Origin of the sequence: Kribbella sp. C-35, from assembly GCF_046549195.1 — a bacterium.
Taxonomy (GTDB): Bacteria; Actinomycetota; Actinomycetes; order Propionibacteriales; family Kribbellaceae; genus Kribbella.
In genome coordinates this window covers 229,913-252,995 of the sequence record NZ_JAJPWG010000007.1, presented here as the reverse complement: position 1 = coordinate 252,995, position 23,083 = coordinate 229,913, and the positions used below count along the sequence as shown (strand labels likewise).

General features: G+C 69.2%; 22 protein-coding genes. 10 read left to right on the top strand and 12 right to left on the bottom strand.

Going from position 1 to position 23,083, the window contains the following annotated elements; translation table 11 throughout:
* Window positions 1-58: 58 nt before the first annotated feature.
* Window positions 59-730: a TetR/AcrR family transcriptional regulator gene (locus tag ACLJOO_RS38720; protein WP_410792827.1), complete on the top strand. Its 672-nt coding sequence runs from the start codon at window positions 59-61 to the stop codon at window positions 728-730.
* Here the strand turns inward: ACLJOO_RS38720 and ACLJOO_RS38715 are convergent.
* The 10 genes from ACLJOO_RS38715 to ACLJOO_RS38670 are packed head-to-tail and all read right to left on the bottom strand — an operon-like array spanning window position 708 to window position 10,943.
* Window positions 708-1,436, bottom strand: coding sequence for a hypothetical protein (locus ACLJOO_RS38715; RefSeq protein ID WP_410792826.1), 729 nt, complete (start codon window positions 1,434-1,436; stop codon window positions 708-710). The genes ACLJOO_RS38720 and ACLJOO_RS38715 overlap by 23 nt on opposite strands.
* Before the next feature lie 12 nt (window positions 1,437-1,448).
* Window positions 1,449-1,799, bottom strand: a complete 351-nt coding sequence (locus tag ACLJOO_RS38710) for an STAS domain-containing protein (protein WP_131346507.1) — start codon at window positions 1,797-1,799, stop codon at window positions 1,449-1,451.
* Window positions 1,792-2,169: an STAS domain-containing protein gene (locus tag ACLJOO_RS38705; protein WP_410792823.1), complete on the bottom strand. Its 378-nt coding sequence runs from the start codon at window positions 2,167-2,169 to the stop codon at window positions 1,792-1,794. The genes ACLJOO_RS38710 and ACLJOO_RS38705 overlap by 8 nt, the downstream gene beginning before the upstream one ends.
* Entirely contained in the window at window positions 2,156-3,823 is a 1,668-nt protein-coding gene (locus tag ACLJOO_RS38700; protein WP_410792821.1) for a SpoIIE family protein phosphatase, read from the bottom strand. Before ACLJOO_RS38700 ends, ACLJOO_RS38705 begins: the two co-directional genes overlap by 14 nt.
* A gap of 12 nt (window positions 3,824-3,835) precedes the next feature.
* Window positions 3,836-5,026 carry a hypothetical protein gene (locus ACLJOO_RS38695; protein WP_410792820.1) on the bottom strand — a complete coding sequence of 397 codons (1,191 nt, stop codon included), beginning with the start codon at window positions 5,024-5,026 and terminating at the stop codon, window positions 3,836-3,838.
* Window positions 5,023-6,201, bottom strand: a complete 1,179-nt coding sequence (locus tag ACLJOO_RS38690; RefSeq protein WP_410792818.1) for a hypothetical protein — start codon at window positions 6,199-6,201, stop codon at window positions 5,023-5,025. Before ACLJOO_RS38690 ends, ACLJOO_RS38695 begins: the two co-directional genes overlap by 4 nt.
* A complete protein-coding gene (locus ACLJOO_RS38685) occupies window positions 6,198-7,376 on the bottom strand; it encodes a hypothetical protein (RefSeq protein WP_410792817.1) in 1,179 nt (392 codons plus the stop codon). Before ACLJOO_RS38685 ends, ACLJOO_RS38690 begins: the two co-directional genes overlap by 4 nt.
* Entirely contained in the window at window positions 7,373-8,548 is a 1,176-nt protein-coding gene (locus ACLJOO_RS38680) for a hypothetical protein (RefSeq protein WP_410792815.1), read from the bottom strand. The genes ACLJOO_RS38685 and ACLJOO_RS38680 overlap by 4 nt, the downstream gene beginning before the upstream one ends.
* On the bottom strand, window positions 8,545-9,747 hold the full coding sequence (locus ACLJOO_RS38675; protein ID WP_410792814.1) for a hypothetical protein: 1,203 nt from the start codon (window positions 9,745-9,747) through the stop codon (window positions 8,545-8,547). Before ACLJOO_RS38675 ends, ACLJOO_RS38680 begins: the two co-directional genes overlap by 4 nt.
* Window positions 9,744-10,943, bottom strand: coding sequence for a hypothetical protein (locus ACLJOO_RS38670; RefSeq protein WP_410792813.1), 1,200 nt, complete (start codon window positions 10,941-10,943; stop codon window positions 9,744-9,746). Before ACLJOO_RS38670 ends, ACLJOO_RS38675 begins: the two co-directional genes overlap by 4 nt.
* Before the next feature lie 144 nt (window positions 10,944-11,087).
* Between ACLJOO_RS38670 and ACLJOO_RS38665 the strand changes: the two genes are divergently transcribed.
* The 4 genes from ACLJOO_RS38665 to ACLJOO_RS38650 all read left to right on the top strand — a co-directional run bounded on the left by ACLJOO_RS38665 (window position 11,088) and on the right by ACLJOO_RS38650 (window position 15,764).
* Window positions 11,088-13,862 carry an ATP-binding protein gene (locus ACLJOO_RS38665; protein WP_410792812.1) on the top strand — a complete coding sequence of 925 codons (2,775 nt, stop codon included), beginning with the start codon at window positions 11,088-11,090 and terminating at the stop codon, window positions 13,860-13,862.
* Window positions 13,863-13,992: 130 nt separating this feature from the next.
* The gene (locus tag ACLJOO_RS38660) at window positions 13,993-14,202 is read left to right on the top strand and encodes a hypothetical protein (protein ID WP_410792811.1); all 210 of its coding nucleotides are present in this window, start codon (window positions 13,993-13,995) and stop codon (window positions 14,200-14,202) included.
* Between the two features lie 384 nt (window positions 14,203-14,586).
* Window positions 14,587-15,048 carry a carboxymuconolactone decarboxylase family protein gene (locus ACLJOO_RS38655; RefSeq protein WP_410792810.1) on the top strand — a complete coding sequence of 154 codons (462 nt, stop codon included), beginning with the start codon at window positions 14,587-14,589 and terminating at the stop codon, window positions 15,046-15,048.
* Window positions 15,045-15,764 carry an isocitrate lyase/phosphoenolpyruvate mutase family protein gene (locus tag ACLJOO_RS38650; protein WP_410792808.1) on the top strand — a complete coding sequence of 240 codons (720 nt, stop codon included), beginning with the start codon at window positions 15,045-15,047 and terminating at the stop codon, window positions 15,762-15,764. The genes ACLJOO_RS38655 and ACLJOO_RS38650 overlap by 4 nt, the downstream gene beginning before the upstream one ends.
* Here the strand turns inward: ACLJOO_RS38650 and ACLJOO_RS38645 are convergent.
* The gene (locus ACLJOO_RS38645; protein ID WP_410792806.1) at window positions 15,732-16,733 is read right to left on the bottom strand and encodes a sigma-70 family RNA polymerase sigma factor; all 1,002 of its coding nucleotides are present in this window, start codon (window positions 16,731-16,733) and stop codon (window positions 15,732-15,734) included. The two genes, ACLJOO_RS38650 and ACLJOO_RS38645, sit on opposite strands and share 33 nt — an antisense overlap.
* 145 nt (window positions 16,734-16,878) lie before the next feature.
* On the opposite strand from ACLJOO_RS38645, the gene ACLJOO_RS38640 reads away from it, so the two are divergent.
* Window positions 16,879-17,589: an SDR family NAD(P)-dependent oxidoreductase gene (locus tag ACLJOO_RS38640; protein ID WP_410792804.1), complete on the top strand. Its 711-nt coding sequence runs from the start codon at window positions 16,879-16,881 to the stop codon at window positions 17,587-17,589.
* On the opposite strand, the gene ACLJOO_RS38635 is transcribed toward ACLJOO_RS38640, so the two are convergent.
* Window positions 17,552-19,441: a hypothetical protein gene (locus ACLJOO_RS38635; protein ID WP_410792803.1), complete on the bottom strand. Its 1,890-nt coding sequence runs from the start codon at window positions 19,439-19,441 to the stop codon at window positions 17,552-17,554. The genes ACLJOO_RS38640 and ACLJOO_RS38635 overlap by 38 nt on opposite strands.
* A gap of 85 nt (window positions 19,442-19,526) precedes the next feature.
* On the opposite strand from ACLJOO_RS38635, the gene ACLJOO_RS38630 reads away from it, so the two are divergent.
* From ACLJOO_RS38630 to ACLJOO_RS38615, 4 genes are all read left to right on the top strand, one after another.
* Window positions 19,527-20,015 (top strand): pyridoxamine 5'-phosphate oxidase family protein, encoded by a 489-nt coding sequence (locus ACLJOO_RS38630; RefSeq protein ID WP_410792802.1) that lies wholly within the window; start codon window positions 19,527-19,529, stop codon window positions 20,013-20,015.
* 75 nt (window positions 20,016-20,090) lie between these two features.
* The gene (locus ACLJOO_RS38625; RefSeq protein WP_410792800.1) at window positions 20,091-20,729 is read left to right on the top strand and encodes a GntR family transcriptional regulator; all 639 of its coding nucleotides are present in this window, start codon (window positions 20,091-20,093) and stop codon (window positions 20,727-20,729) included.
* A gap of 34 nt (window positions 20,730-20,763) precedes the next feature.
* Window positions 20,764-21,951 carry an amidohydrolase gene (locus ACLJOO_RS38620; protein ID WP_410792798.1) on the top strand — a complete coding sequence of 396 codons (1,188 nt, stop codon included), beginning with the start codon at window positions 20,764-20,766 and terminating at the stop codon, window positions 21,949-21,951.
* Complete coding sequence (locus ACLJOO_RS38615) at window positions 21,948-22,922, top strand: MFS transporter (protein ID WP_410792796.1); 975 nt, start codon at window positions 21,948-21,950, stop codon at window positions 22,920-22,922. The genes ACLJOO_RS38620 and ACLJOO_RS38615 overlap by 4 nt, the downstream gene beginning before the upstream one ends.
* Window positions 22,923-23,083: the final 161 nt, after the last annotated feature.

The window sequence follows — 23,083 nt, the reverse complement described above, 5'->3', positions numbered from 1 at the left end:
TTTCGTACTAAGTACGGCCAACCTATCGTACTTTGTACGAAACTGCTATGGTCCAGCTGTGGAAGAGCCGAAGCAGCGGGCGCGACTGAGCCGGGAACGGGTGCTGCGGGCGGCCGTCGAGGTGGCCGACGCGGGCGGACTGGCGGGCCTGACGATCCGCTCCCTGGCCCAGGAGCTCGGTGCGAAGCCGATGTCGGTCTACTACCACGTGGCCGGCAAGGACGCGATCCTCGACGGCATCATCGATCACGTCTTCAGCCAGATCGAGCTGCCGTCGGCCGACGGCGACTGGCGGACGGAGCTGCGGCGGCGGGCGGCGTCGGCGCGGGACGTACTGCGGCGGCATCGCTGGGCGATCAGCCTGATGGAATCCCGGACCTCACCAGGTCCCGCGACTCTGCGCCACCACGACGCGGTCATCGCGACGCTCCGCGCGGCCGGGTTCTCCCTGGAGATGACCGCGCACGCCTACGCGTTGATCGACAGCTATACGTACGGCTTCGCGCTCCAGGAGGCCGCACTGCCGTTCGAAGGCCCTGACACCGTGGCCGACGTTGCCGAGTCGATCATGGAGCACTTCGACGCCGCCGAGTACCCGCATCTCGTCGAGCTGGCCACCGGCTACTACTTCAAGACCAGCTACGACTTCGGCGACGAGTTCGACTTCGGCCTCAACCTGATCCTCGACGGCCTGAGCGCGGCCCTGCCTACCGAGTCCGCCGAGGCGTGACCATGTAGATCGTGGAGCGGATGGCGGACGACTGCCACACGTTGCGCCATCTCGACCACTGACGCCGCTTGTCCACGCAGACGACCTTGGTGTCGACGGCCGCGTCCGGATGGCCGAAGTGTGCCGCGACGTTGCCCAGGGTCTGGCTCCAGAACCGGTCCTCCTGGCGATGGCCTCCCATCGTCAGGGCCAGCTCGAAGATGGGGTCCGAGGCCCGCATCAGAACCTGTGTCTGTACGACGGTCTCGTCGTCCTGCCGCGCCGCACTGAACGTGATCCAGCCCGCGAACATGTGCCCCTGCGGCGTCATCAGCGTGAACGACTCCTCGTCGGCGTACAGCACCATCACGCCGGTCGACAGCTTCGTACCGCCGGGCATCCGCAGGTTCAGGAGCGCGACGTCACCGGGTTCGATGCCGGTAAGCGGCGCGTAGAAATGGTTGCCCTTCGGCCAGAACTCGCCGAACTGCCGCCGCCAGGTGGAGATCAGCTCGGTCGGTGTGATCCGCCCGCCCGGCAGGCGTACCACGTAGGTCTTCTGCCACATCTTCCCGAACCCCTGGATCGGGCTGGTGAGCTGCCGGCCGTCCACATTGAGGTTCACGGCGCCGTCCGGCACCTGTGAGACCTTCAGCCTCGCGACCTTCTGCGCCCAGTTCGCCGCGTCGCGGTTCGCCGCGGTGGGCTGCTCGTCGTTGCTACTCATGGTGTCCGCCCTCTACGCCGCGCCGGCTGCGGCCAGCGCGTCCTGCTCGGTGTCGTGGATGCCGATCGCCTCGTCGAGGCGGGTCAACTCGAAGATCTGCCGGTAGTGCTCGGACAGCCCGTACGCCAGCAGCCGCTGCGAACGCCGCCTGGCGCGCACCAGCAGGGTGACCAGCAGACCGATACCACCGCTGTTCATGTACGACAGGCCGGCGAAGTTGAGGATCACCGCCGTGACGTCCCCCGCGCCCTCGTACGCCTTCATCAAGACGTCCTCCGAACCCGCTGTCACGTCTCCCCGGATGTCGAGGACACCGGCCGTCCCCTGCCGGCGTACGTCGAATGTCGCTGTTGCCTCAGCCATTTCCGTCCCCTCCCGTGCCTTGTACCGCCCCTTGTACGGCGCTTTCCTCGTCGTCCTCGATCGCCATGAAGTCGGCCAGCCGGGTGATCTCGAAGATCTCCCGGTAGTGGTCGCTGAGTCCGTAGGCCCGGATCGGGATCCGGTGCGTCCGCGCGCTCGCGAGCAGGCCGACCACCAGCGCGATACCGGTCGAGTTGATGTAGCCGCTGTTCTCGAAGCTGAGCACCACGGCCTCGGGTCGCTCGCTCGTCGCGGCGGTCCAGGCTTCGTCCAGGGCCTGCTCGGCCGCGGCGTTCAGGTCACCGATCAGCTCGATGACCGCCACGCCTTCCCGCCGCCGGACGCGGGCGAGCGCTTCACGTGTCGTCATCCTCGTCTCCTTTCTCCTGCACCGCTTTCTCCGGCACCGCTTTCTCAGGCACCGCTTCGAGGTGCATGACGAGTTCGACGATGTGGCGTTCTCCGACGCTGGTCTCCCGCGCTTCGTCGACCATGTTCTTGATCAGGAACAGTCCCCAGCCGCGCGGCCGCTGCAGTCCCGCGAGCTTCGCCTCCAGGTCGGGCACTTCGGTCTCGCCGCGAGCCGGCGTGCCAGACCTGGAGGCGCCACCGAGATCGGCGACCTCGACCCGGACCTGGCTCTGCTCGCCGTACACGCGCACGGTGACCGGACGGTCGGCGCGGTAGGAGTTGCCGTGCTCCATCGCGTTCATCGTGGCCTCGGCGACCGCGGTCTCGAGGCGGCGAAGCCGGGCCGCCGGGAGGCCGAGCGGGGCGACCAGGCCGGCAACGCGTTCGAGCGCCAGCCGCTCGTTGCCCTCGACGCTCGGCACCTCGAACTCGGCGAGCAGCTTCGGACTGATCCTGCCGTTGCCCGGCACCGGCTCCCGTTGCAGCACCACCATGGTGATGTCGTCCTCCTGCTCGGCGCCGGGCCCGGTGTGGGCGTGCAGATCGGCGAGCACCAGATCGATCAGCTCGCCGCCGCCCGGGTAGCGCGCCACCAGCTCCTTGAGGCGCGGGAAGCCGAACATCTGTCCCTGCGGGTCGTGCGCTTCCACGATGCCGTCGGAGTGCAGCAGCAGCGAGTCGCCGGGCGCGAGCAGAGTCTCGTGCTCCTCGTACGTCATCCCGCTCATCAGGCCCAGCGGCATGCCCCGGGCGCGCAACTCGACCGACCCCTCGGCGGTCTTGACGTACGGCAGATCATGACCGGCATTGGCGAACCGGAAGGCGCCGGTCGCCGGATCGAGAACGCCGTACAGGCAGGTGACGAACATCTTCGCGGGCATGTCCGGGCAGAGGTGCTCGTTGACCCGCTCGAGCACCTGGCCGGGCTCGATCAGTCGCTGGGCCGAGGCACGCAGCACGCTCCGAGTGGCAGCCATCACCAGTGCGGCCGGTACACCCTTGTCCGTCACGTCACCGATCACGAAGCCGACCTGTCCATCGGCCAGCGCGATCACGTCGTAGAAGTCACCACCGACTTCCCGGGCCGGCTGGTAGCACGCCGCGACCTGCCAGCCGGACAGTTCGGGCAACTCCTTGGGCAGGAAGTTCTGCTGGATCAGCCGGGCGACCTCGAGCTCCTGCTCGAAGCGCTGACGGGTCCGGGCTTCGGCTTGCTGCTGGCGGACCAGCTGGCCGACCCGCAGGGCGGGCGCGGCCTGCGCAGCGAGATTGTCGAGCAGTCTGCGGTCGTCGCTGGAGTACTCCTGCTCGGACCGGCGCGGCCCGAGGTTGAGTACGCCGATCAGCTCGCCCTGGCTCACCAGCGGTACGGCGAGCTTGACGCCGGCGGCCTTGAGCTCCGCCAAGGCCGGCGAGTCGAGTTCCAGAGTCTCGACGTCCACCGCGCCGCTCGCGCTCTGCAGATAGGCGAGGAGTGGGTCGTTGGGTGCGATGTCGACGGGCGTCGCCTCGTCGCCCGGAACCGGCTGCACCGGCTGCTCGGGCGCGGGCCGTCCTGCCTCGGCGGCGGTTCGCCTGCGGAGGCGGCGGAGAGTGCTGCTCAATGCGACCATCACAAGCCCTTTCTACGGACCCGGCGTCCGGGAATCGTTACGGTCACGCAGCCACAGCGTCACGTGAGCCGGTTGCATGGTGTCGTGCACGACGTTGCGCAGATCGGTGCCCAACGCCTCCAGATCCAGTTCGTGACGCAGCCGTACGCCGAAAGCCTCCAGCGTGCGGGCGGCGTCGTACTTGCGCCGGAAGAAGCGCCGGTCCACGCCCGCCTGGATTCGCGACCGGACCGGGCGGAACAACGCGGCGACAGCGAGCGTCGATACCGCCACGGCGAGGCCAGAGTCCACGGTGAGCGGGCGCAGCACCAGCTGCAGCAGGAGGACGCTGCCGACGTACGCCGCACCTAGTGAGACCGTCAGACCGCCGTAGACCAGAGTCCGGTTGACCACGACGTCGATGTCGAACAGCCGGTGTCGCAGGATCGCGATCCCGGTCGCCACCGGCACGGTCGCAAGAGCCACCGAGGTGATCAGCTCCTCGTAGGGAGCGGTCGCCGGCCCGCCCGTGATCGTCAGTACGACCAGCGCGCAGAGACCGGCCGCGACGAACGTCCCGGCGTACATGAGCCACTTGATCTGCTGGCGCTCCACGGTGCGCGCGCCGCGATAGCGGACCACCAGCGAGACGATCGAGCCTGCGATCGCCATCAGCAGAGCGGCCGTTCCCCCCGCCCTCAGCGGATTCCACAGATCGACGCCAACGTCGACGCCGAGCGGGTTGTCGCCGGCGAGGCCCTGCATCGGACCTGGTGCGAACGCGGCGGTGACGAACGCCGCCAGGAAGCCACCGACGGCGAGCCAGACAACCGGGCGCCAGCGCCTGGAAGGCAGCCGGCCGGTCGGAAAGAGCAGCAGACCGAAGGTTGGCACCACCCAGATCGGCAGCCACGCCCAGGTCGAGAACCAGCCGACCATCAGGTCCAGCCGGTCCGCATCCGGTCGGGCGAGCTGCTCGGCCGCATAGGTCCCGGAGACGCCCGTCAGCACCAAGCCCACTCCGGACGTGAGCAGGATCCAGCCGATCGGATGGCGGGGTCGACGCGACACGATCAGCGCACCGACCGAGACGAAGGCCAGGACGAACACCAACCAGCCGGCGGATGTCGGAACGGCGCCGCTGCGGATCTCGTCCACCACGCCGGCCACCGGAAAGCTCACCGCCAGCAGCCAGACCAGACCGATCGGTACCAAACGCTTCATCGCGGCCCCCGCAACCACAGCGTCACGTGGGCCGGCTGCATGGCGTCGCGGACCACGGCCAGCAGGTCGTTGCCCAGGGCATCTAGATCCAATTGGTCACGCAGTCGTACGCCGAAAGCCTCCAGCGTGCGGGCGGCGTCGTACCGGCGCCGGAAGAAGCGTCGGTCGACAACGGCCTGGATCCGCGAGCGCACGGGGCGGAAGAGGGCCGCGACCGCCAGGGTCGACACCGCGACGGCCACACCCGACCCTTGCGTCACCGGGCTCAGCAGCACCTGCAACAGCAGGACGCTCCCCAGGTACGCCGCACCCAGCGTCACTGTCAACGGGCCGTACACCAACGTCTTGTTGATCACCACGTCGATGTCGTAGAGGCGGTATCGGAGGACCGCCAGCCCGGCCGCGACCGGCAGCCCGGCGGAAGCCAGCAGCCCGGCGAGGTAGGCGGCGTTCGCGATCAGCCCGGGAGGAAGCGCGCTACCGGTCCCGAGCCCTACGCCGACGATCACGGCGGCGTAGGTGAACCACTTGAGCTGTTGACGCTGGACCCCTCGCGATCGTCGCAGGCGGACAACCAACGCGGCCGCTGTGATCACCAGCACCGGAAGTGCCAGCAGGTCGGTGGCATAGACCAGCCAGCGGGCGAGCTCGGCCCCCTGACCGGTCGGCGCGACCGGGTTGTCGAAGCCGGAATCGATCTCGTCCGGTGCCAAGGCCACGGCCACTGTCGCCAGCGTGACGGAGACAGCCACGAACCAACCGGCCCAACGCCATCGTCGCGACGGAAGCCGGCCCGTCGGGAAGACCAGGAACAGGAACGCGGTGAGACCGAAGAACGCCGGAATGCCGGCCCAGCTGCCGACCCATGCTGCCCACTCGTCACCGGGCAGCGGACCGAGAGCCGTCGCCACGCTCAGCTCGGCATAAGCCTCTGGCGCGTACGGCAGCTCTATCCCGACGCCCAGTGCGAGGAGGATCCAGCCCACGGAGTTCCGCGGGAGTCGGGACGCGACGACCGCGCCGATCGTGGCGGAGCCGAGGCCGACCAGCGCGAACCCGAAGCCGATCACCAGTTCCGTCGGCCCCGTCCACCCGACCGTGGTCACGACCACCGCCCCGGGAACCCCGAGAGCGCTGGCCATGGCGCAGATCAGCCAGGGCAGTCGGCGTCTCATCGCCGGCTCCGTAGCCACAGTGTCACCTGGGTCGGCTGCATCGTGTCGCGGACCACGGCTACCAGGTCATTGCCCAGGGCATCTAGATCCAGTTGGTCACGCAGCCGTACGCCGAAAGCCTCCAGCGTGCGTGCCGCGTCGTACCGGCGCCGGAAGAACCGCCGGTCCACCACCGCCTGGATGCGCGACCGGACCGGCCGGAACAACCCCGCCACCGCGAGCGTGGACACCGCCACCGCCGGTCCTGAGCCGTGCGTCACCGGACGCAACACCAGCTGGAACACGAGCACACTGCCCAGATATCCCGCGGCGAGCGTGACCGTGAGTGCGCCGTACACGATGGTGCGGTTGATCACCACGTCGATGTCGTACAGGCGATGACGCAGGATGCCGATACCCGTCGCGACGGGTAGTCCGAGAACGCTGAGCAAGATCGCGACGTTGGCGACGGCAGGGGTCAGGAGGTCGTAGCCGGCCGTGCCGATCGTGATCATCGCGGCCGCGAGCGCGCCGGCCCAGACCAGCCACTTGATCTGCTGACGCTGCTTGTAACCCGCTCCGCGGAACCGCAGAATCAGCGCCAGCGGCGAGGCGACCAGCACGCACAGCACCACCAGCGCGGACAGACCTTCACCTACCGTCCGTACGACGGAGTCGATCGCGTACGGGTTCGGCAGGCCGGGATAGTCCTCGAGCGGACCTGGCAGCGTGGCCGACGTCAGGAAGGCGGCGGCGATTCCGAGCGCGGCGCACCAGGCCACCGGTCGCCAGCGGCGGGACGGAAGCCGGCCGTCAGGAAACAGCAGTGGCACGAACGCCACCGGGACCAGGACGACCGGAATCCACGACACGGTCGCGTACCCAGCGGCAGCCTCGGCCAACGAGCCGGCCGAACCGGATCCGGCCTGCCGGTAGTCGGCGTACCCGGCGGCCAAGGATCCCAGGCCGTTCACCACCGCGGAGGCGCAGAAGATCCAGCCGATCGGATTGCGCGGGTGCCGGGTCGTGATCATCAGGCCGACGGTGCAGAAGACCAGCACCATCACGATCCCCAGGCCGCCCCAGCCGAGGTCGACCGTCCCAGCGGTGGCGGCCAGGCCCGTGGCGATCGCGGTCAGGGCCACTGCCACACCACTCAGGACCCACGCCAGGACACGTACGGCGCGGGCGCTCATCGGGGACTCCGCAGCCACAGCGACACGTGGGCCGGTTGCATGGTGTCGCGCACGACCGCCTGGAGATCGGTGCCGAGGGCATCGACATCCAGTTCGTCCCGCAACCTGGCACCGAAGACCTCGAGGGTCCGCGCGGCGTCGTACCGGCGCCGGAAGAAGCGCCGATCCACCAGGCTCTGGATCCGCGAACGGACCGGGCGGAACAGACCTGCTACCGCCAGAGTCGACACCGCCACAGCCAGACCCGACCCTTGCGTGATCGGACGCACCACCAACTGCAGCAGCAGAACGCTTCCCAGGTACGCCGCGGCCAGCGTCGCGGTCAGGGCGCCGTACACCAACGTCTTGTTGATCACCACGTCGATGTCGTAGAGGCGGTACCTCAGGATCGCCAGGCCGGCCGTGATGGGTAGCGCGGCGAGGGTGAGCAGTCCGACATAGAAGACCTCGTCCGGGGTCAGCGGACTCAGGCCCAGGACCACTCCGGCGAGCGCGGCCGAGTAGGTGAACCACTTGAGCTGCTGGCGTTCCACCCCACGCGAGCGTCGTAGCCGCAGGATCAAGGCGGTGGCGGCGCACCCCAGCACCGGGAGTGCGATCAGCCCACCCAGGTCGTTCAGCCGTTGGGCAACGTCGGCCGCCCTCCCGGCGGGCATGACAGGATTGCGCAGGCCGGGAATGTCCACCGGCGACAACGCCGCCGGGACCGTCGCCAGCGCGAGGGCGGCACCCATGAACCATGCAACAGGGCGCCAACGCCGAGACGGCAGATGACCGTCAGGGAACAGCAGGAGCAGGAACACACTCAGGCCGAAGATGGCCGGGATCGTGATCCAGCTGAGTATCCAGCCTGCGTAGTCGTCGCCGGGGTACGGTTCGTGCTCGCCGCTGACGCTCGGCTGCGTGTACACCACGAGGCCCAGGACCAGACCCGGCCAGACGCCGAGTCCGAGCAGGATCCAACCGACGGCGTTGCGCGGAAGCCGGCTCGCGACGACCGCCCCGGTGCCGGCGGAAGCCAGCGCGAGCGGTCCGAAGGCGATCAGGGTCAAGCTCACCCAACCGGACCCCATCGTCCCGCCGGCCACGGCCAGGGCGATGGAGACCGCCGTGAGCACCAGCGCGAGGCCGCCGAGGGTCCAGGCCAAGAGACGTGCGGTCGCCGCGCTCATCGATCCGCCCTCCGCAGCCACAACGACACGTGAACCGGCTGCACGGTGTCCCGAACCACGGCCCGCAAATCGTTGCCCAGCGCATCGACATCGAGTTCGTCGCGTAGCTGTGCACCGAACGCCGCCAGCGTCTGCGCCGCGTCGTACTTGTGCCGGAAGAACCGCCGGTCCACCAGGAGCTGGATCCGGCGCCGGGCCGGACGGAACAACGCCGCGACCGCGAGCGTCGACATCGCGACCGCGAGGTCCGACCCTTGGGTCAGCGGATCCAGCACCAATTGCAGGAGCAGCACGCTGCCGAGGTACGCCGTACCGAGCGTCAACGTCAGCGCGGCGTACACCAGTGTCCGGTTGATGACGATGTCGATGTCGTACAGGCGGTGACGCAGGATCGCGATGCCGATCGCGGACGGCAGACCGAGGAGGAGCAGGACGACCAGCGACCACCAGGCGATCACCAGCACCACGTCCAGCCAGGGCGCGACCTCGTCGCCTGCGACCAGGCTGACGAGCGCGAGGACGACGAACGGAACAAGAGCCACTATGCAGATGTAGGCGAACCAGGTGACCTGCTGACGCTCGCGACCGTGCGAACGGCGCAGGCGCAGGAAGACGGACAGCCCACCGAGCACGAGCGTGCCCGCGGCGAGCAGCTCGCCGGCGCCGGACAGCCAGGAATGCGCATCGCCGACGGGCCCGCCGATGCCGAGCGGATTGCGGATCGGGCGATCCGCGCGGATGTCCAGAATGCCCGGCGCGAAGGCGGTTCCGGCAATGTTGGCTGCCACAGCAGCCACACCGATCGCGACGACGGCTCTCCACCGTCGTGACAGCAGCCGGCCGGCGGGGAACACGAGGGCGAGGAACAAGGCCGGCAGATAGAGCCACACGAACAGCAACCAGCTGTTGAGCCAGCCCGCCCAGGCCGCACCAGGCAGTGTCGCACGGTGGACGTAGACGCTCATCAAAGTGTCGATGCCTAGGGCAACAGCGGCGACGAGCAGCAGCCACCCGACCGCGTTCCTGGGTTGCCGTGACGCGATCAGTGCGCCGACGAGCGCGAACCCGATCCCGGTCGCGACCAGCGCGTCCGACGCGTTCCCGTGGCGCACCGCCACGAGCACCGGCGTTGCCACCGCCAGCGCCACGAAGAGCCCGAACAGACTCCAGGCGAGCCACTTGGCGACACGGCCGCTCATCGGTCGGCCTTTCGCAACCACAGCGTCACGTGCGCCGGCTGCATGGTGTCGCGCACTACGGACTGGAGATCGGTGCCGAGGGCATCGAGATCCAGTTGGTCACGTAGCCGGATGCCGAACGCCTCCAGGGTCCGGGCCGCGTCGTACCGGCGCCGGAAGAACCGCCGGTCGACCAGGCCCTGGATCCGCGACCGCACCGGGCGGAACAGCCCCGCCACCAAGAGCGTCGACACCGCGACCGCGAGGCCCGATCCCTGCGTCACGGGGCTCAGGACCAGTTGCAGTAACAAGACGCTTCCGACGTACGCCGCTCCCAGTGTCACGGACAGAGCGCCGTACACCAGTGTCCGGTTGATGACGACGTCGATGTCGTACAGGCGATAACGCAGGATCGCGACCCCGACAGCCCCCGGGACGGCCAGCAGCAACCCTGCGAAGGCCAGTTCGGAGACCGGGATGCCGGCGAGGCTCAGATTGGTGGACGAGAGCGCTGTCGTGACGGGAATCGAGCCGATCAGGAGGGCTCCGAGATAGAACATCCACGAGATCTGCTGTCGTTCCACACCCCGCGATCGCCGGAAGCGCACCGCCAGTGCCACCAGGCCGAAGACGAGCCCGGCGGCCAGGACGGGTGCGGCGAGATCGCCGACCGCCGACGAGCTGGGGATGGACACCGGGAACGGGTTCGAGACCGTCGGGAAGTAGTGCAGCTCCCCCGGCGCGAGCAACGTCCCGGCGACGTACGCCGCTACGTCGAGCGCCACCGCCCAGATGAGCCACCGCCACCTACGCGACGGCACGTGCCCGGTCGGGAAAAGGACGAACACCAGGAGCGAGGTCGCCGCGACAGAAGGCCAGATCACGGCATCGGCCACCAGACCGGCCCAGGCTCCCCCAGGCAGAGCGCCCGGCGAGCGCAGCAAGGTGTAGGCGCCGTACTCGAGCAAGGCCTGCGCGAGGGTGTTTCCCAGACCGGTGGCGAGGAGCAGCCAGCCGATCGCGTTGTCCGGTTGGCGTGCGGTGATCACCGCTCCGACCGTCGGAAAGCCGAGGATGGCCACGTCGACCACGGCATCCAGCGAGCCGTACGAATCCGCCGGCCGGACATCTCCGTTGAACACGAAGAGTACGAGCGCGACCGCGGTCAGCACGACGCACAGTCCCCACACCGACCAGGCCAGACGGGCAGCACTCACGCGGACCGCCACTGAAGTCTCCCCTCCCCTGCAGGCATGGAACTCCCGATTCCCCAGTGGACGACACGTTCGCAGTCCAGCGTGCAAGAATCGTTACGGTTTCGGTGCGCGGTCCGCCGCGCCGCCGGCGCACGGGGTGGGGGTGTGGTGATCGAGGTCAGTCTGTTGGGTCCGCCCCGGGTCGAGCGGGCGGGAATGCTGGTCGGGTTCGATACCCGCAAGGCGCTGGCGCTGCTCGCCCATTTGGCCCTGGCCGACCGGCCGCGCCCGCGGGACGCCATGGCCGATCTGCTGTGGCCGGACAACGACATCGAGCACGCCCGCGGTGCGCTGCGGCGGACCCTGTCCACGCTGCGCGCCGCGATCGGGCCCGAGTCCCTGGAGACCACGCGCGATCACGTACGCCTGATCAAGAGCCAGGGCTTGTCCGTCGATGTCGACCGCTTCCGGGCCCTGGTGGCCGAGGGTGATCTGGATACGGCGGTCGATCTGTTCCGCGGCGACTTCCTGGAAGGCTTCGGTCTGCGGGACGCCCCCGATTTCGAGGATTGGGCACGCAACCAGGCTGACACCCTGCGCCGCGAACTGACGAGTGTCCTGGCCCGGCTGGCGGCCGACTTGGAAGAGGCCGGCGACTCTTCGGCCGCGCTTGTTCACGTACGTCGCTGGCTGTCGCTCGACCCCCTGCACGAGCCGGCGCATCGCGCGCTGATCCGGCTGTATGCGCTCACCGGCGACAGGGCCGCGGCGCTGCTCCAGTACCGCCAGTGCGTCCGCACGCTCTCACGTGAGCTGGGGGTGTCGCCGCTCCCCGAGACCACCGCGCTCTACGAGGCCGTCAACACGGGCACCCTGGTCTCGGCCGACGCGCCCCCTACCGCGGAGGGCGCTGGGGCTCCGGAGCAAGAGACCGAGCTGACCCAGACGCCGTTCGTCGGACGGAACGACGACGTACGTGCCGTTCGCGCGGTCTACGACGCGATCGATCACGACGGCCGGCTGGTCGTGGTCGAGGGCGAGGCCGGCATCGGCAAGACCCGCTTGGTCGATGAACTGCTCCTCGAGCTGCGCAAGAACGGCGCCGCCGTACTGGCCGGCCGTGCGTACGAGGACGAGGCGACGCTGGCCTATGCACCGCTGGTCGACGCGCTCCGGGCCCGCCTGCACGACGACAACCGGTGGATCGGCGACGTGCCGGCCGAATCGCTCGCCGAGGCGTCCCGTCTCCTGCCTGAGCTTGCAGAGGCCCGGCCGACGGTCGGGGCCGACAGCCCGGGGGCCGAAACGAGGTTCCTGGCCGGCGCGTGGGACACCCTCGCGACCGCTGTGTCGGGGACGGTTCCGGGCGTGATCCACATCGACAACGCGCAGTGGCTCGACGAGGCTTCCATGGTCCTGCTCAGGTACGGCGTACGGCGGCTTGCCGGGCGCCGGCTGCTGATCGTCCTCACCTGGCGGACACCTGCTGACCGCTCGGCCGCCGGCATCGTCGGGGCGGCCGCGCGAGGCGTTGGCACTGTACGACGGCTCGCGCGGCTGGGGACGGACGCTGTCGACGAACTGTTCGCCATCGCACTCCCCCAGACCGACCATGACTTGTCGCGCCGGTTGTACGACGAGACCGAAGGCGTGCCGTTGCTGGTGGTCGAGTACCTCGACGCCCTGAAGACCGGTTCGGACGACAACTGGCCGGTTCCGGCCGGTGTCAACGACCTCCTGCGGGCACGGATCGACAGGATCAGCGAAACCGGCAGACAGGTCTTGGCCGCGGGCGCAGTGCTCGGACGATCGTTCGACGTCGACACCGTTCGGATCGTCAGTGGGCGTACGGACGAGGAGACCGTCGCCGCGCTGGAGGAGTTGGTGCATCGCGGGTTGATCCACGAAGGCGCTCTCGACTACGACTTCGTCCACGATCAGTTGCGAAGGCTGGTATCCGGAGACACCGGCCTGGCCCGCCGCCGACTGCTCCATGCCCGGGCGGCTCGCGCCGTCCGGGGCCCGGCCGCAGCAGTCGCCCGGCACCTCGAGCTCGCCGGCCAGGACCAGGAGGCCGCCCGCGCCTACGCCGGCGCCGCCGAACAAGCTCGCGAGGTCCATGCCAACGCGGAGGCCCTCGAACACTTCCACGCCGCGCTGGCGCTCGGACATGAGCAGCCGTCGGCCCTGCACGCCTCGATAGGAGACCTCGAGACACTCGCCGGGGATTATGTCGCCGCGGTACGCAGCTACGAACTGGCAGCCGCGGAAGCCTCCACGGCCGACCTGCCCGGGATCGAGCACCGGCTGGGGCGGCTGTGTCACCGGCTCGGCGAATGGGCCCTCGCGGAGGCACATTTCCGCGAGGCGCTGGCGGCCCTGCCTCCCGATCAGCCCGCCGAGCTCGCCGGAGTCACGGCCGACCTCAGTCTGACCCGCCAGGAGGCAGGCGACACGGCGGGTGCGACGGACCTCGCCCGGCAGGCCCTCGCGTTCGCCACCGCGTCAGGCGACCGGCGGGCCCTCGGCCAGGCACACAACCTGCTCGGCATGCTCGCGACCACGTCCGGCCGGCTCGACGAGGCTTTCCAGCATCTCGGGGCCGGCCGCGACCTCGCGGAGCAGATCGGCGATCTCCCCGGCCGCGTCGCGGCTCTGAACAATCTCGCCCTCGCGCACCGCGCAGGCGGAGAGCTCCAACCCGCTCTCGAACTCGCGGCCACCGCGCTCGGCCTGTGCTGCGAACAAGGCGACCGGCACCGGGAGGCCGCGCTGCACAACAACCTCGCCGATCTGCACCACGCCCTGGGCCATCCGGACGAGTCGATGCGGCACCTGAAGTCGGCGGTGGCGATCTTCGCCGAGATAGGCGGGCACGGCCCGGGCCCGGAGATCGCCGCCGAGCCACGGCCCGGCCTCTGGAAACTCGTCCGCTGGTGACCGGCGCCGGATTTCCTGCGTCCGGGTACGTTGGAGCCATAACGCCCAACGAGGGCAGCGGCTTCGCGCCGCCGCTCCGCGAGCTCAAGACATCCGGCCGGCTGCCGGCCGGAACGGCGGGACTGACCTCATGAGCGAATCCGTGGACCACGACATCTACCGGCTCGACCACCTGCAACTGCCCGCGCACGTCCACGTCCGGATCGGCGGCGACTGGCGGTCGGGATGGCTCATCGGCTGCGACCGCCAGCTGTCCGGGTGGCACGGCCTCGTCCAGTACCAGGACGACGGCCTCCCCGAGACCACCGCGTGGTTCCCCGCGGAAGAGATCAGATGGTGACGGCAAGCCGTCCTGCCTTGGCCAGCGCTTTCCGGACCGGACAGGAGTAGTGTCGAGGTAGTTCCGGAATCGACGACATCCGCTTGAGGTGCCGGCCACACCGGCCCTCTCCCCCAAGGGATTGTCATGTCCGTCTTTCGTCGTACCCGAACCACAACCGTACCTGCTGCACCGGCACCCGCGCCATCGTCGGCCGACGACCTGGCACGGATGGGGTCGGCCGTGGACGAACTCCTGAAGCCGATTCAGAAGCGAGCGCCCGGGAACCCGGTGAGCCGCTCCTGGCGCCGCCTCGTGCGCCGCCCCAAGGCCTGACGATTGGCCCCCTGATCTCTGCACGGATTGGACCATGAGTCTGGGCCGGTTCACGCCTAGTTTGAAGGCATGAGCACAACAACGCGGCGGGTCAAGCTCGCCAACCTGGTGCCGGACTTCTACAAGGCGATGATCGAGTTGGACCGGGTGTCGGACGACGGCCTCGACCCGAAGCTGGCGCATCTGGTGCGGATCCGGGCCTCGCAGATCAACGGGTGCGCGTACTGCACCGACATGCACTCGCTCGACCTGTTGCAGTTCGGCGAGGACCAGCAGCAGCGGATCGCGCTGCTCCCGGTGTGGCGGGAAGCGGCGAAGTTCTACACCGAGCAGGAGAAGGCTGCGCTGCAACTGACCGAGGCGATCACGCTGGTGAGCGTCGACCACGTCCCGGACGACGTGTACGAGGTCGCGGCGCAGACGTTCGACGAGAAGGATCTGGCCCAGCTGATCGCATTGATCATCACCATCAACATGTGGACCCGTATTGGGGTGACCGGGAAGATGGAGCCCGGCCACTACAAGCCATGACCGCCGAACTCTTCAGGGCCCTCCACCACGGCGGCACTCCCCTGGTTCTCCCGAACGCCTGGGACCCGGTGAGTGCACGCCTGGTCGCCGAGGCCGGCTTCTCCGCGGTTGCCACCAGCAGCGGCGCGGTCGCCCGCGTTCTCGGGTACGACGACGGGCAGCTGACCCCACCGGAGAAGATGTTCGCCGCCGTGGCGCGGATCGTCCGCGCGGTCGACGTACCGGTCACCGCCGATCTCGAGGCCGGGTACGGTCTGCCGCCGAAGGAGTTCGCGGAGCGGTTGCTGGACACCGGCGCGGTCGGCTGCAACCTCGAGGACTCGGTCGACGGCGCGCTCGTCGACGTCGCCAGGCAGGCTGACTATCTGGCCGAAGTACGCGCCGCCGCGGGGGCCGAACTGGTGATCAACGCGCGCGTGGACACCTTCCTCCGACCGGTGGACGACCCAGTCGCCGAGGCGGTACGGCGGGGACGCGAGTACCGGCGCGCCGGGGTGGACTGCGTGTATCCGATCCTCGCGCCGCTCGACCAGCTGGCCCAGGTGGCAGAGGCCGTCGGCGGGCCGATCAACGGGCATGCGAAAACCGGTGGACCGACGCCGTCCGAGCTCGCCGCGGCCGGCGCGACGCGGATCTCGTACGGGACGAGCGTGCACGAGTACGTGATGGCCCAACTCCGGGAGCTACTCCCCAGGTTGGTCGAGAGTCCGCGGTAGCCCGAAGTACGGCGCGACCGAGGTCTCGAAATGGGTGATCTCGTCGATCCGGTCACCGGCGATGCCGATCACCAGCACCCCGATCAGGTGCAGGCCGCCGGTCACCGGATCGCGCAGATACTCGCCCCAGGCCGGCTGCCGGTTCGCGCCCACGGGGACCATGGCCGCGATCTGCCGCCGGTGCCCGGCGAGCGCGGTGAAGAACCGGTGCGCTGCCTCGATGCCCTGGTACTCGAACGGCAGCGGCGGCATCCGCACCCACGCGTCGCTGGTCATCAGCGCGACCAGTGCATCGACGTCCTGCGCCGTGAACGCTTCGACGAACCGGTCGGTCAACGCACGCTCGGCCGCACCGCCAGGCGCCGGCGATCGGTCGGCCGTCTTGGCGTCCATCGTCACCCGGGCACGAGCGAGCGCGCTGTTGACCGCGGTCTCGGTGAGACCGAGCAGCTCCGCGGTCTCACTCGCCCGATAGCCGAGTACGTCGCGCAACAGCAGCACGGCGCGCTGATTCGGCGGCAGCAGCTGTACGGCGGTGACGAACGCCAGCGAGATCGCTTCACGGGACTCGTACCGCGACTCCGGCCCCGGCAGCTGATCCGGTAGGCCCTCCAGCAGGACATCCGGGTACGGCTGCAGCCACAGCACTTCCCCCGATCGTGACGGTTCCGGCGCCGGAACCGGAAGCGGCACCGCCGGCACCGGCCGACGCGACGAGGACCGCAGTGCGTTCAGGCACCGGTTGGTCGCGATCCGGTAGAGCCACGTCCGGACCGACGACCGCCCCTCGAAGCCGTCCAGCCCGATCCATGCCGAGAGCAACGTTTCCTGGAGCGCGTCCTCCGCGTCCTGCAACGATCCGAGCATCCGGTAGCAATGCAGCTGCAGCTCCCCGCGATGCGGTTCGACCAGCGCCGCGAACGCTTCCCGGTCCCCCGCACGCGCTCGTCCGAGCAGCTCGTCAGGCATTCGTCACCTCCGTCGTCATTCTCCTCGCACTGGTTACGACACCGCGGCCGCCTCGAACTGATCGATCCGCGAGCGACGAGTTCTCGACGTCATCGCCGTCTGTCTCCTGTGCAAGCACCATGAGAGCTGAAACGGAGAAGACACCATGCCGAATCCCTTCGAAGGCCGCAGCGTCCTGATCACCGGAACCAATCGAGGTATCGGGCAAGCGCTGGTCGAGGAAGCCCTGCTCCGAGGCGTCGGGCACGTGTACGCCGGTACCCGCATCCCGCTCACGCACGCCGACGCACGGGTGACGTACCTGAGCCTCGACGTAACCGACCAGGCCCAGATCGAGGCAGCGGCGAAGACCGTCGACTCGCTCGATATCCTGGTCAACAACGCGGGCATGGCGGCGTACGACGACCTCGGCGACCGCGCGCTGCTCGAACAGCACCTGGCCGTCAACCTCTTCGGGCCGCACGCCGTCAGCACCGCGTTCCTGCCGCAGCTCCTCGAGGCTCAGGGGGCGATCGTCAACGTGTTGTCCGTGGCGGCGATCGCATCGATCCCGATCATCCCGGCGTACTCGATCTCCAAGGCCGCCGCGTTCTCGCTCACCCAGTCGCAGCGGGCACTGCTCGCCGCGCGGGGTGTCCGGGTCCATGCCGTCCTGACCGGACCGACGGACACCGACATGTCGCGCGACCTCGACGTGCCGAAGGCGTCACCGGAGTCGGTAGCGCGGGCGATCTTCGACGGCGTCGCGGCCGGTGCGGAGGAGATCTTCCCGGACCCGCTGTCCGCGGCCCTGGCGCCCAGCTGGGCAGGCGGTTCGGTCAAGGAGCTCGAACGTCAGAACGCCGCGCTGCTCTGAGGGCGTAGACGAGGGCCCAGTCCTGGTCGTTCGCGAGTGGGTCGGCGACGTGGGCGGGCTGCCCGTTGACGCAGCTCGGGTACACGAACGCACAGGTCGCCGATCCGTCCGCGGCGAAGCTGACCAGGTTCGCGCGGACGATCGCGTCCTCCGCGCGATCCAGCCAGGCGGCCTGCTCGGGCGCCACGAGTTCCCGCGGCCAAGCGGCGTACACGACGGCGCTCAACGCTGACCAGTAGTGCGGGAAAACATCGCCCCACAAGCGCAGCCGGCCGAACCAGTAGCCGTCCCAGTGCCTGATCGGGACATGCCGCAGCCGTACGTCGGGCTGGTCGGCGGCGAACGCGGTCAGCCACGGGAGACGGCGGGTCAGCTCGGCGCCGTCGATCTGGTCCGGCGCGATGTGGTAAGCCGAAACGAGCAGTTCGAGGAGCGGGGCGACCATCGACTGCTCGTAGTTGACCTCGTGCGGCGGCAGCTCGTCGCCGTACCCGATGAAGGTCTTCGCGTGCCGGACGAGGTGCTCGTGGAGGCCGAGTTCGCTCAGCAGCGGGCCGAGGTCGAAGGCGAGGAAGTGGTCGCCGCCGAGTTCGTAGTACCGGTTGAGGATGCGGGTCGCGCCGGCGCGATCGCCCTGGCCGAGCAGGAAGCGGGCGAACCACGGGAAGTTGTAGAGGCGTACGGCGTTCTGGTGCACGCTGTCGTCCTGGATCGTGCCTTGCTCGTCGAGCAGATGCTCGCGGACGAACTGCTCGTAGCCGGCCAGCGCCTCGTCCAGTTCGGCGCGGTCGCCCCAGCCGCGGTCGCGGATCTCCTGCAGGAGCAGGGCCATGCCGACACGTTCGCGGGCATCGCTCCAGTCGCGCCAGGCGCTGGACAGGACGGTCAGCCCGCTGTCGTTGTTGTACGGCACGAACGCGTACTTGCGGCTGTCGGGGAGCTCCGGTCGCCGTTGACGGTCGAGGACGAAGCGGGCGCGACGCTCGGCGATCGTTCGGAGCGGCTCGTGGAAGAAGACCGCGATCCGGGACCTGCCGTCGGGTGCTTCGACGTACTTGAGGCCGGGCTCGGCGCTGGTGATCTCGCGCCCGTCGTGGAGCTGGATCGTCTCGCCGACCTCGACGGCGAGGCGGTCGGCGTCGATGAGCGGTGCGCGGTCTGCGTGGAAGGCGGGCAGGTCGTCGTACCACGCCAGCTGCCAGGTCCAGCGGTACGACGCTCCCGGTGCGAGCGTGATCGCCGGTTGGCCGCCCATCGCGCCGGGTACCCGTGCGTGGTCGGTGACATGGAGGTAGATGTGGCCGCGGATGTTGCTGCTCGTGCCGGGCTCGCGGGACTCGACCGAGTACGCCCAGAGCTCGCCCTCCTTGAGCTGCAGGCCCAGCCCCGGTCCGCTGCCGTCCATCGGCACCGCCCAGACCCACGCGTCCGCCCCACCCGTCCAGACGTGCGCGTGCACCGCGCCGGCGAGACTCTCCCGGCTCGACGTGTAGACATCGCGGTACGGCGTGCTGATCGCGAGCGAACCGATCTCAATGGTGTCGTCACTCGTGTTGCGGAGCTCGTACGTCTCGGTCCACCGCTCACCGAACCGGCGCCCGACACGCAACTCCAGGTCGCCGAACCGGTACATCAGATCGATGCCGCTGCTCCGCCACCGGGTGAACGCCGGGGCGTCGAACCGGTGCGCGCCGCGGTCGGTGACCACGAAACCCTTGCCCCAAGCATGCAGACTGTCGTGCACGACCCCGTCGTCCAGCAACACTCGCCGCCCGTCGGGATGCAGCACCTGCGCGACCGCCCCGTCGTCGGCGAGCTGAACCGTTCCGCGACCGAATTCAAAACTTTCCACGATTCGCCAACCTATCCATGTCGAGAACCGCCGGACGGGTCCGTCCCCCTGATGAGAACAACACCTCCTCAGATTGGAAACTGACATGAACCAGCAGCAGATCGCCGAGATCCTCGCCAAGCCGTACGCGCAGCAGCTCCTGAACGGATCCGAGCCGGCCCGCTTCGCCTACGACGGCCTGGACGGCGACCCGCGGGTGATCCCGATCGGGTTCTGGGTCGAGGGCGACCAGATCCTGGTCGCCACCGTGCCGAAGGCCGCCAAGGTCGCCGCCCTCCGCAAGAACCCGAAGGTCGCGCTCACCATCGACACCGGTGCGTTCCCGCCCAAGGTGCTGCTGCTCCGCGGCACCGCCGAGGTCAGCGTCGTCCCGGGCGTCCCCGAGGGCTACCTCGTCGCCGGCCACAAGGTCATGACCGACGAGCAGTACCCGGGCTGGGTCGAGGGCGTGACGGCCCTGTACGACGAGATGGCCGTCATCACGGTCACGCTCACGTGGGCCAAGCTGCTCGACTTCGAGACCACGATCCCGAAGGCCGTCGAGGACCTGATCAAGGAGAAGTCGGCCGGCTGATTCGCCCGCCGGATTCGTTCAACAGCCGCCGGTACGCCATGCTTGCGATGGCATACCAAAAGCTGGAGAGGGTCGATGAGCGAGAGTCGGGAGTCCGAGACCGAACGGGTCACGCGGCGGCTGCGGGGCGAGATCCTCGACGGCGTACGGCGGCCCGGTGAGCGGCTCGTCGAGCGGGAGCTGGCGGCCGCGCTGGACGTCAGCCGGGTGCCGGTGCGGGAGGCCCTGAAGGCGCTCGTCAGCGAGGGGCTCGTGACGTTGCGGCCGCGCTCGTGGGCGGTGGTGCGGACGTTCACCGACTCCGACATCGCCGATCTGACCGAGGTCCGGGAGGCGTTCGAGCCGCTGACGTTCCGGCTCGCGGCGGAACGGCGTACCCGGGAAGGACTCGACCGGCTGCGGGCGGTTCTGGACGAGCAACTGGCCGCGGCGCGGGCGAAGGACGCTGTCGTCGCGCGGCGGAAGGCGGCCGACTTCCACGAGATCGTCACCGAGCTGGCGTCCAACGAACTGCTGGTCGAGATCGAGCGCCCGTTGCGCAGCCGGATGCGCTGGCTGCTGACCCAGCACGACGACCTGATCGCGGTCGCCGGCCAGCACCTGGAGCTCTTCACCGCGATCGCCAACCGGGACGTCGCGGCCGCCGAACGCCTCGCCGCCGAGCATCTCGCCCAGTCGCACGTCCTGTTCCGGAGCAGCCGCGGCATGGAGTGAATCGGCGTCGCAATTTGGTATACCATTCTTGTCCATGACCTCTTTGCTGCTTGCTGGCGTGCGCCCTTGGGGCGGCGACGCGGTCGACGTGACGATCGTCGACGGCGTGATCTCGAACCTCTCCCCCACTGGGAACAGCACAGAGGTGGAGCAGCGGGTCGACGGGCGCGGGCTGCTGGCGCTGCCGGGGTTCGTCAACGCGCACGCGCACGTCGACAAGAGCTGGTGGGGTCAGCCGTGGGTGTCGTACGGCGGTCAGCCGGCCACGCAGGGCCGGATCGCCCACGAGCGCGCCGAGCGGGACAAGTACGGCATCCCGAGCGTCGACGGCGCGAAGGCCGTGCTGCGTGAGTTCCTCCGGCACGGTACGACGGCGACGCGCACCCACGTCGACGTCGACCTCGGCGTCGAACTGCGCGGCATCGCGAACGTCCTCGAGGCGGCGGCCGCGCTCGACGGCGCCGTCGACGTGGAGATCGTCGCGTTCCCGCAGGACGGCGTACTCCGGCGTCCCGGCGTACTCGATCTGCTCGACAAGGCCGCGGCCGAAGGGGCGACCAGCATCGGCGGGCTCGACCCGGCGACGATCGACCGCGACCCGGTTGGCCAGCTGGACGCGCTGTTCGAGATCGCGACCCGGCGCGGCGTCGGGCTCGACCTGCACCTGCACGACCACGGCGACCTCGGCGCGTTCCAGTACGAGCTGATCGCCGAGCGCACTGTGCAGGCCGGTCTGCAAGGCAAGGTGAACGTGTCGCACGGGTTCGCTCTTGGTGAGCTGGGCCCTGCGCGGCGGAGCGAAATGGTAGACCAGCTCGGCGAGGCCGGGATCTCCTGGACCACGGTCGCTCCGCCCACCTCGGCACCGCTGCCGTTCCGCGAGATGCGCGCGGCGGGCGTCCCGATCGGCCTCGGCACCGACGGCATCCGTGATCTGTGGTCGCCGTACGGCGATGGTGACCTCCTGCAGATCGCCCGCGGTTTCGCCCGGCTGCACGGGCTCCGCACCGACGAGGACCTGACGTACGCGGTCGAGCTCGCGACGACGTACGGCGCCACCTTCGTGCACCGAGACAACCACGGCCTCACCGTCGGCGCCCGCGCGGACATCGTGCTGCTCGACGCCGAGAACGCGCCGGACGTGCTGGTCCGCGCACCGCGTCGTGAGTACGTGGTCGCCGGCGGGCAGGTCGTCGTCCGCGACGGCGAACTCCAGGTGTGAGTACCGGCACTCCCATCGGACGCACGCTGGGCTCGCTCAGGGACAACCGCGCGTTCCGGCTGTTCTGGTTCTCGAACCTGTTCTTCTTCGGTGGCGTGTGGACGCAGACCCTCGTGCTCGGGTGGCTCGCCTGGGAGACCACGCACTCGGACTTCCTCGTCGCCGTCTACACGGCGGTGCGGTTGGCGCCGTTGTTGCTCGGGCCGTTCGCGGGCGCGTTCGCGGACCGCCACAACCGGGTGCGGCTGCTGATCGTCGCGGCCTCGTGGGCGCTGGTGACGGTCAGCGTCGTTGCCACGCTGGCGTCGCTCGGCAAGGCGTCGTACTGGGTGCTCGTGGTCGGCGGGCTGGCGATCGGCCTCGCGCAGTCGCCGTCGCAGCCCGCCCGCGCCTCGCTCGTGATGGACCTGGTCGGCCGGGAGAACCTCAGCAACGCCAACGCACTGAACTCGATGGCACTGAACATGACGCAGGTGATCGGGCCCGCGGTCGGCGGATTGATGATCACCGGGCTGGGCGCACCGGCCGCGCTGTCGGTCTCGACGTTTTGGTATGCCATTTCGCTGGTCACCCTGCTGCCGTTGCGCGAGTACGGCCGGGTGGTCGGCGGGCACACCGGATCGGCGCTCCGGATGGTCACCAGCGGTCTCCGCGACCTCGCCCGCAACCGTCTGGCCTCGACCGTCCTGCTGATCACGCTGGCCGCGAATACCTTGCTGTGGCCGTTCGGCGTACTGCAGACGACGCTGCTCCTGATGACCACCGACGAGTCCCTGCACGGTCGCGCCCTGGGCGTCCAGGAACTGGCGATCGGCATCATGCCCTTGGCGTCCCTGGCCCTGGGCGCGTTCGCCGAGCACTACGGCGTCGACATCACCACGTGCGTCAGCGCCGTACTCCTGGTCGCCGGCGTCGCCGCCCTCGGCCTCTGGACGCCCGCCCTTCTCCGCTACAGCGGACATGTTCGGTAACGAATGCGGGTTTTTTGCAACCAATTGAGAGCCTCGCGACATCTATAGGTTGAGTCCGGGGGGACTCAACACAATCGCATTGGCCACGGGAGTGGTCTGGCCTAATACCGGTCTAGTCCTTAAATGTCAAGACCGTACGGGCGATCTGGTGGGGGGAAGAA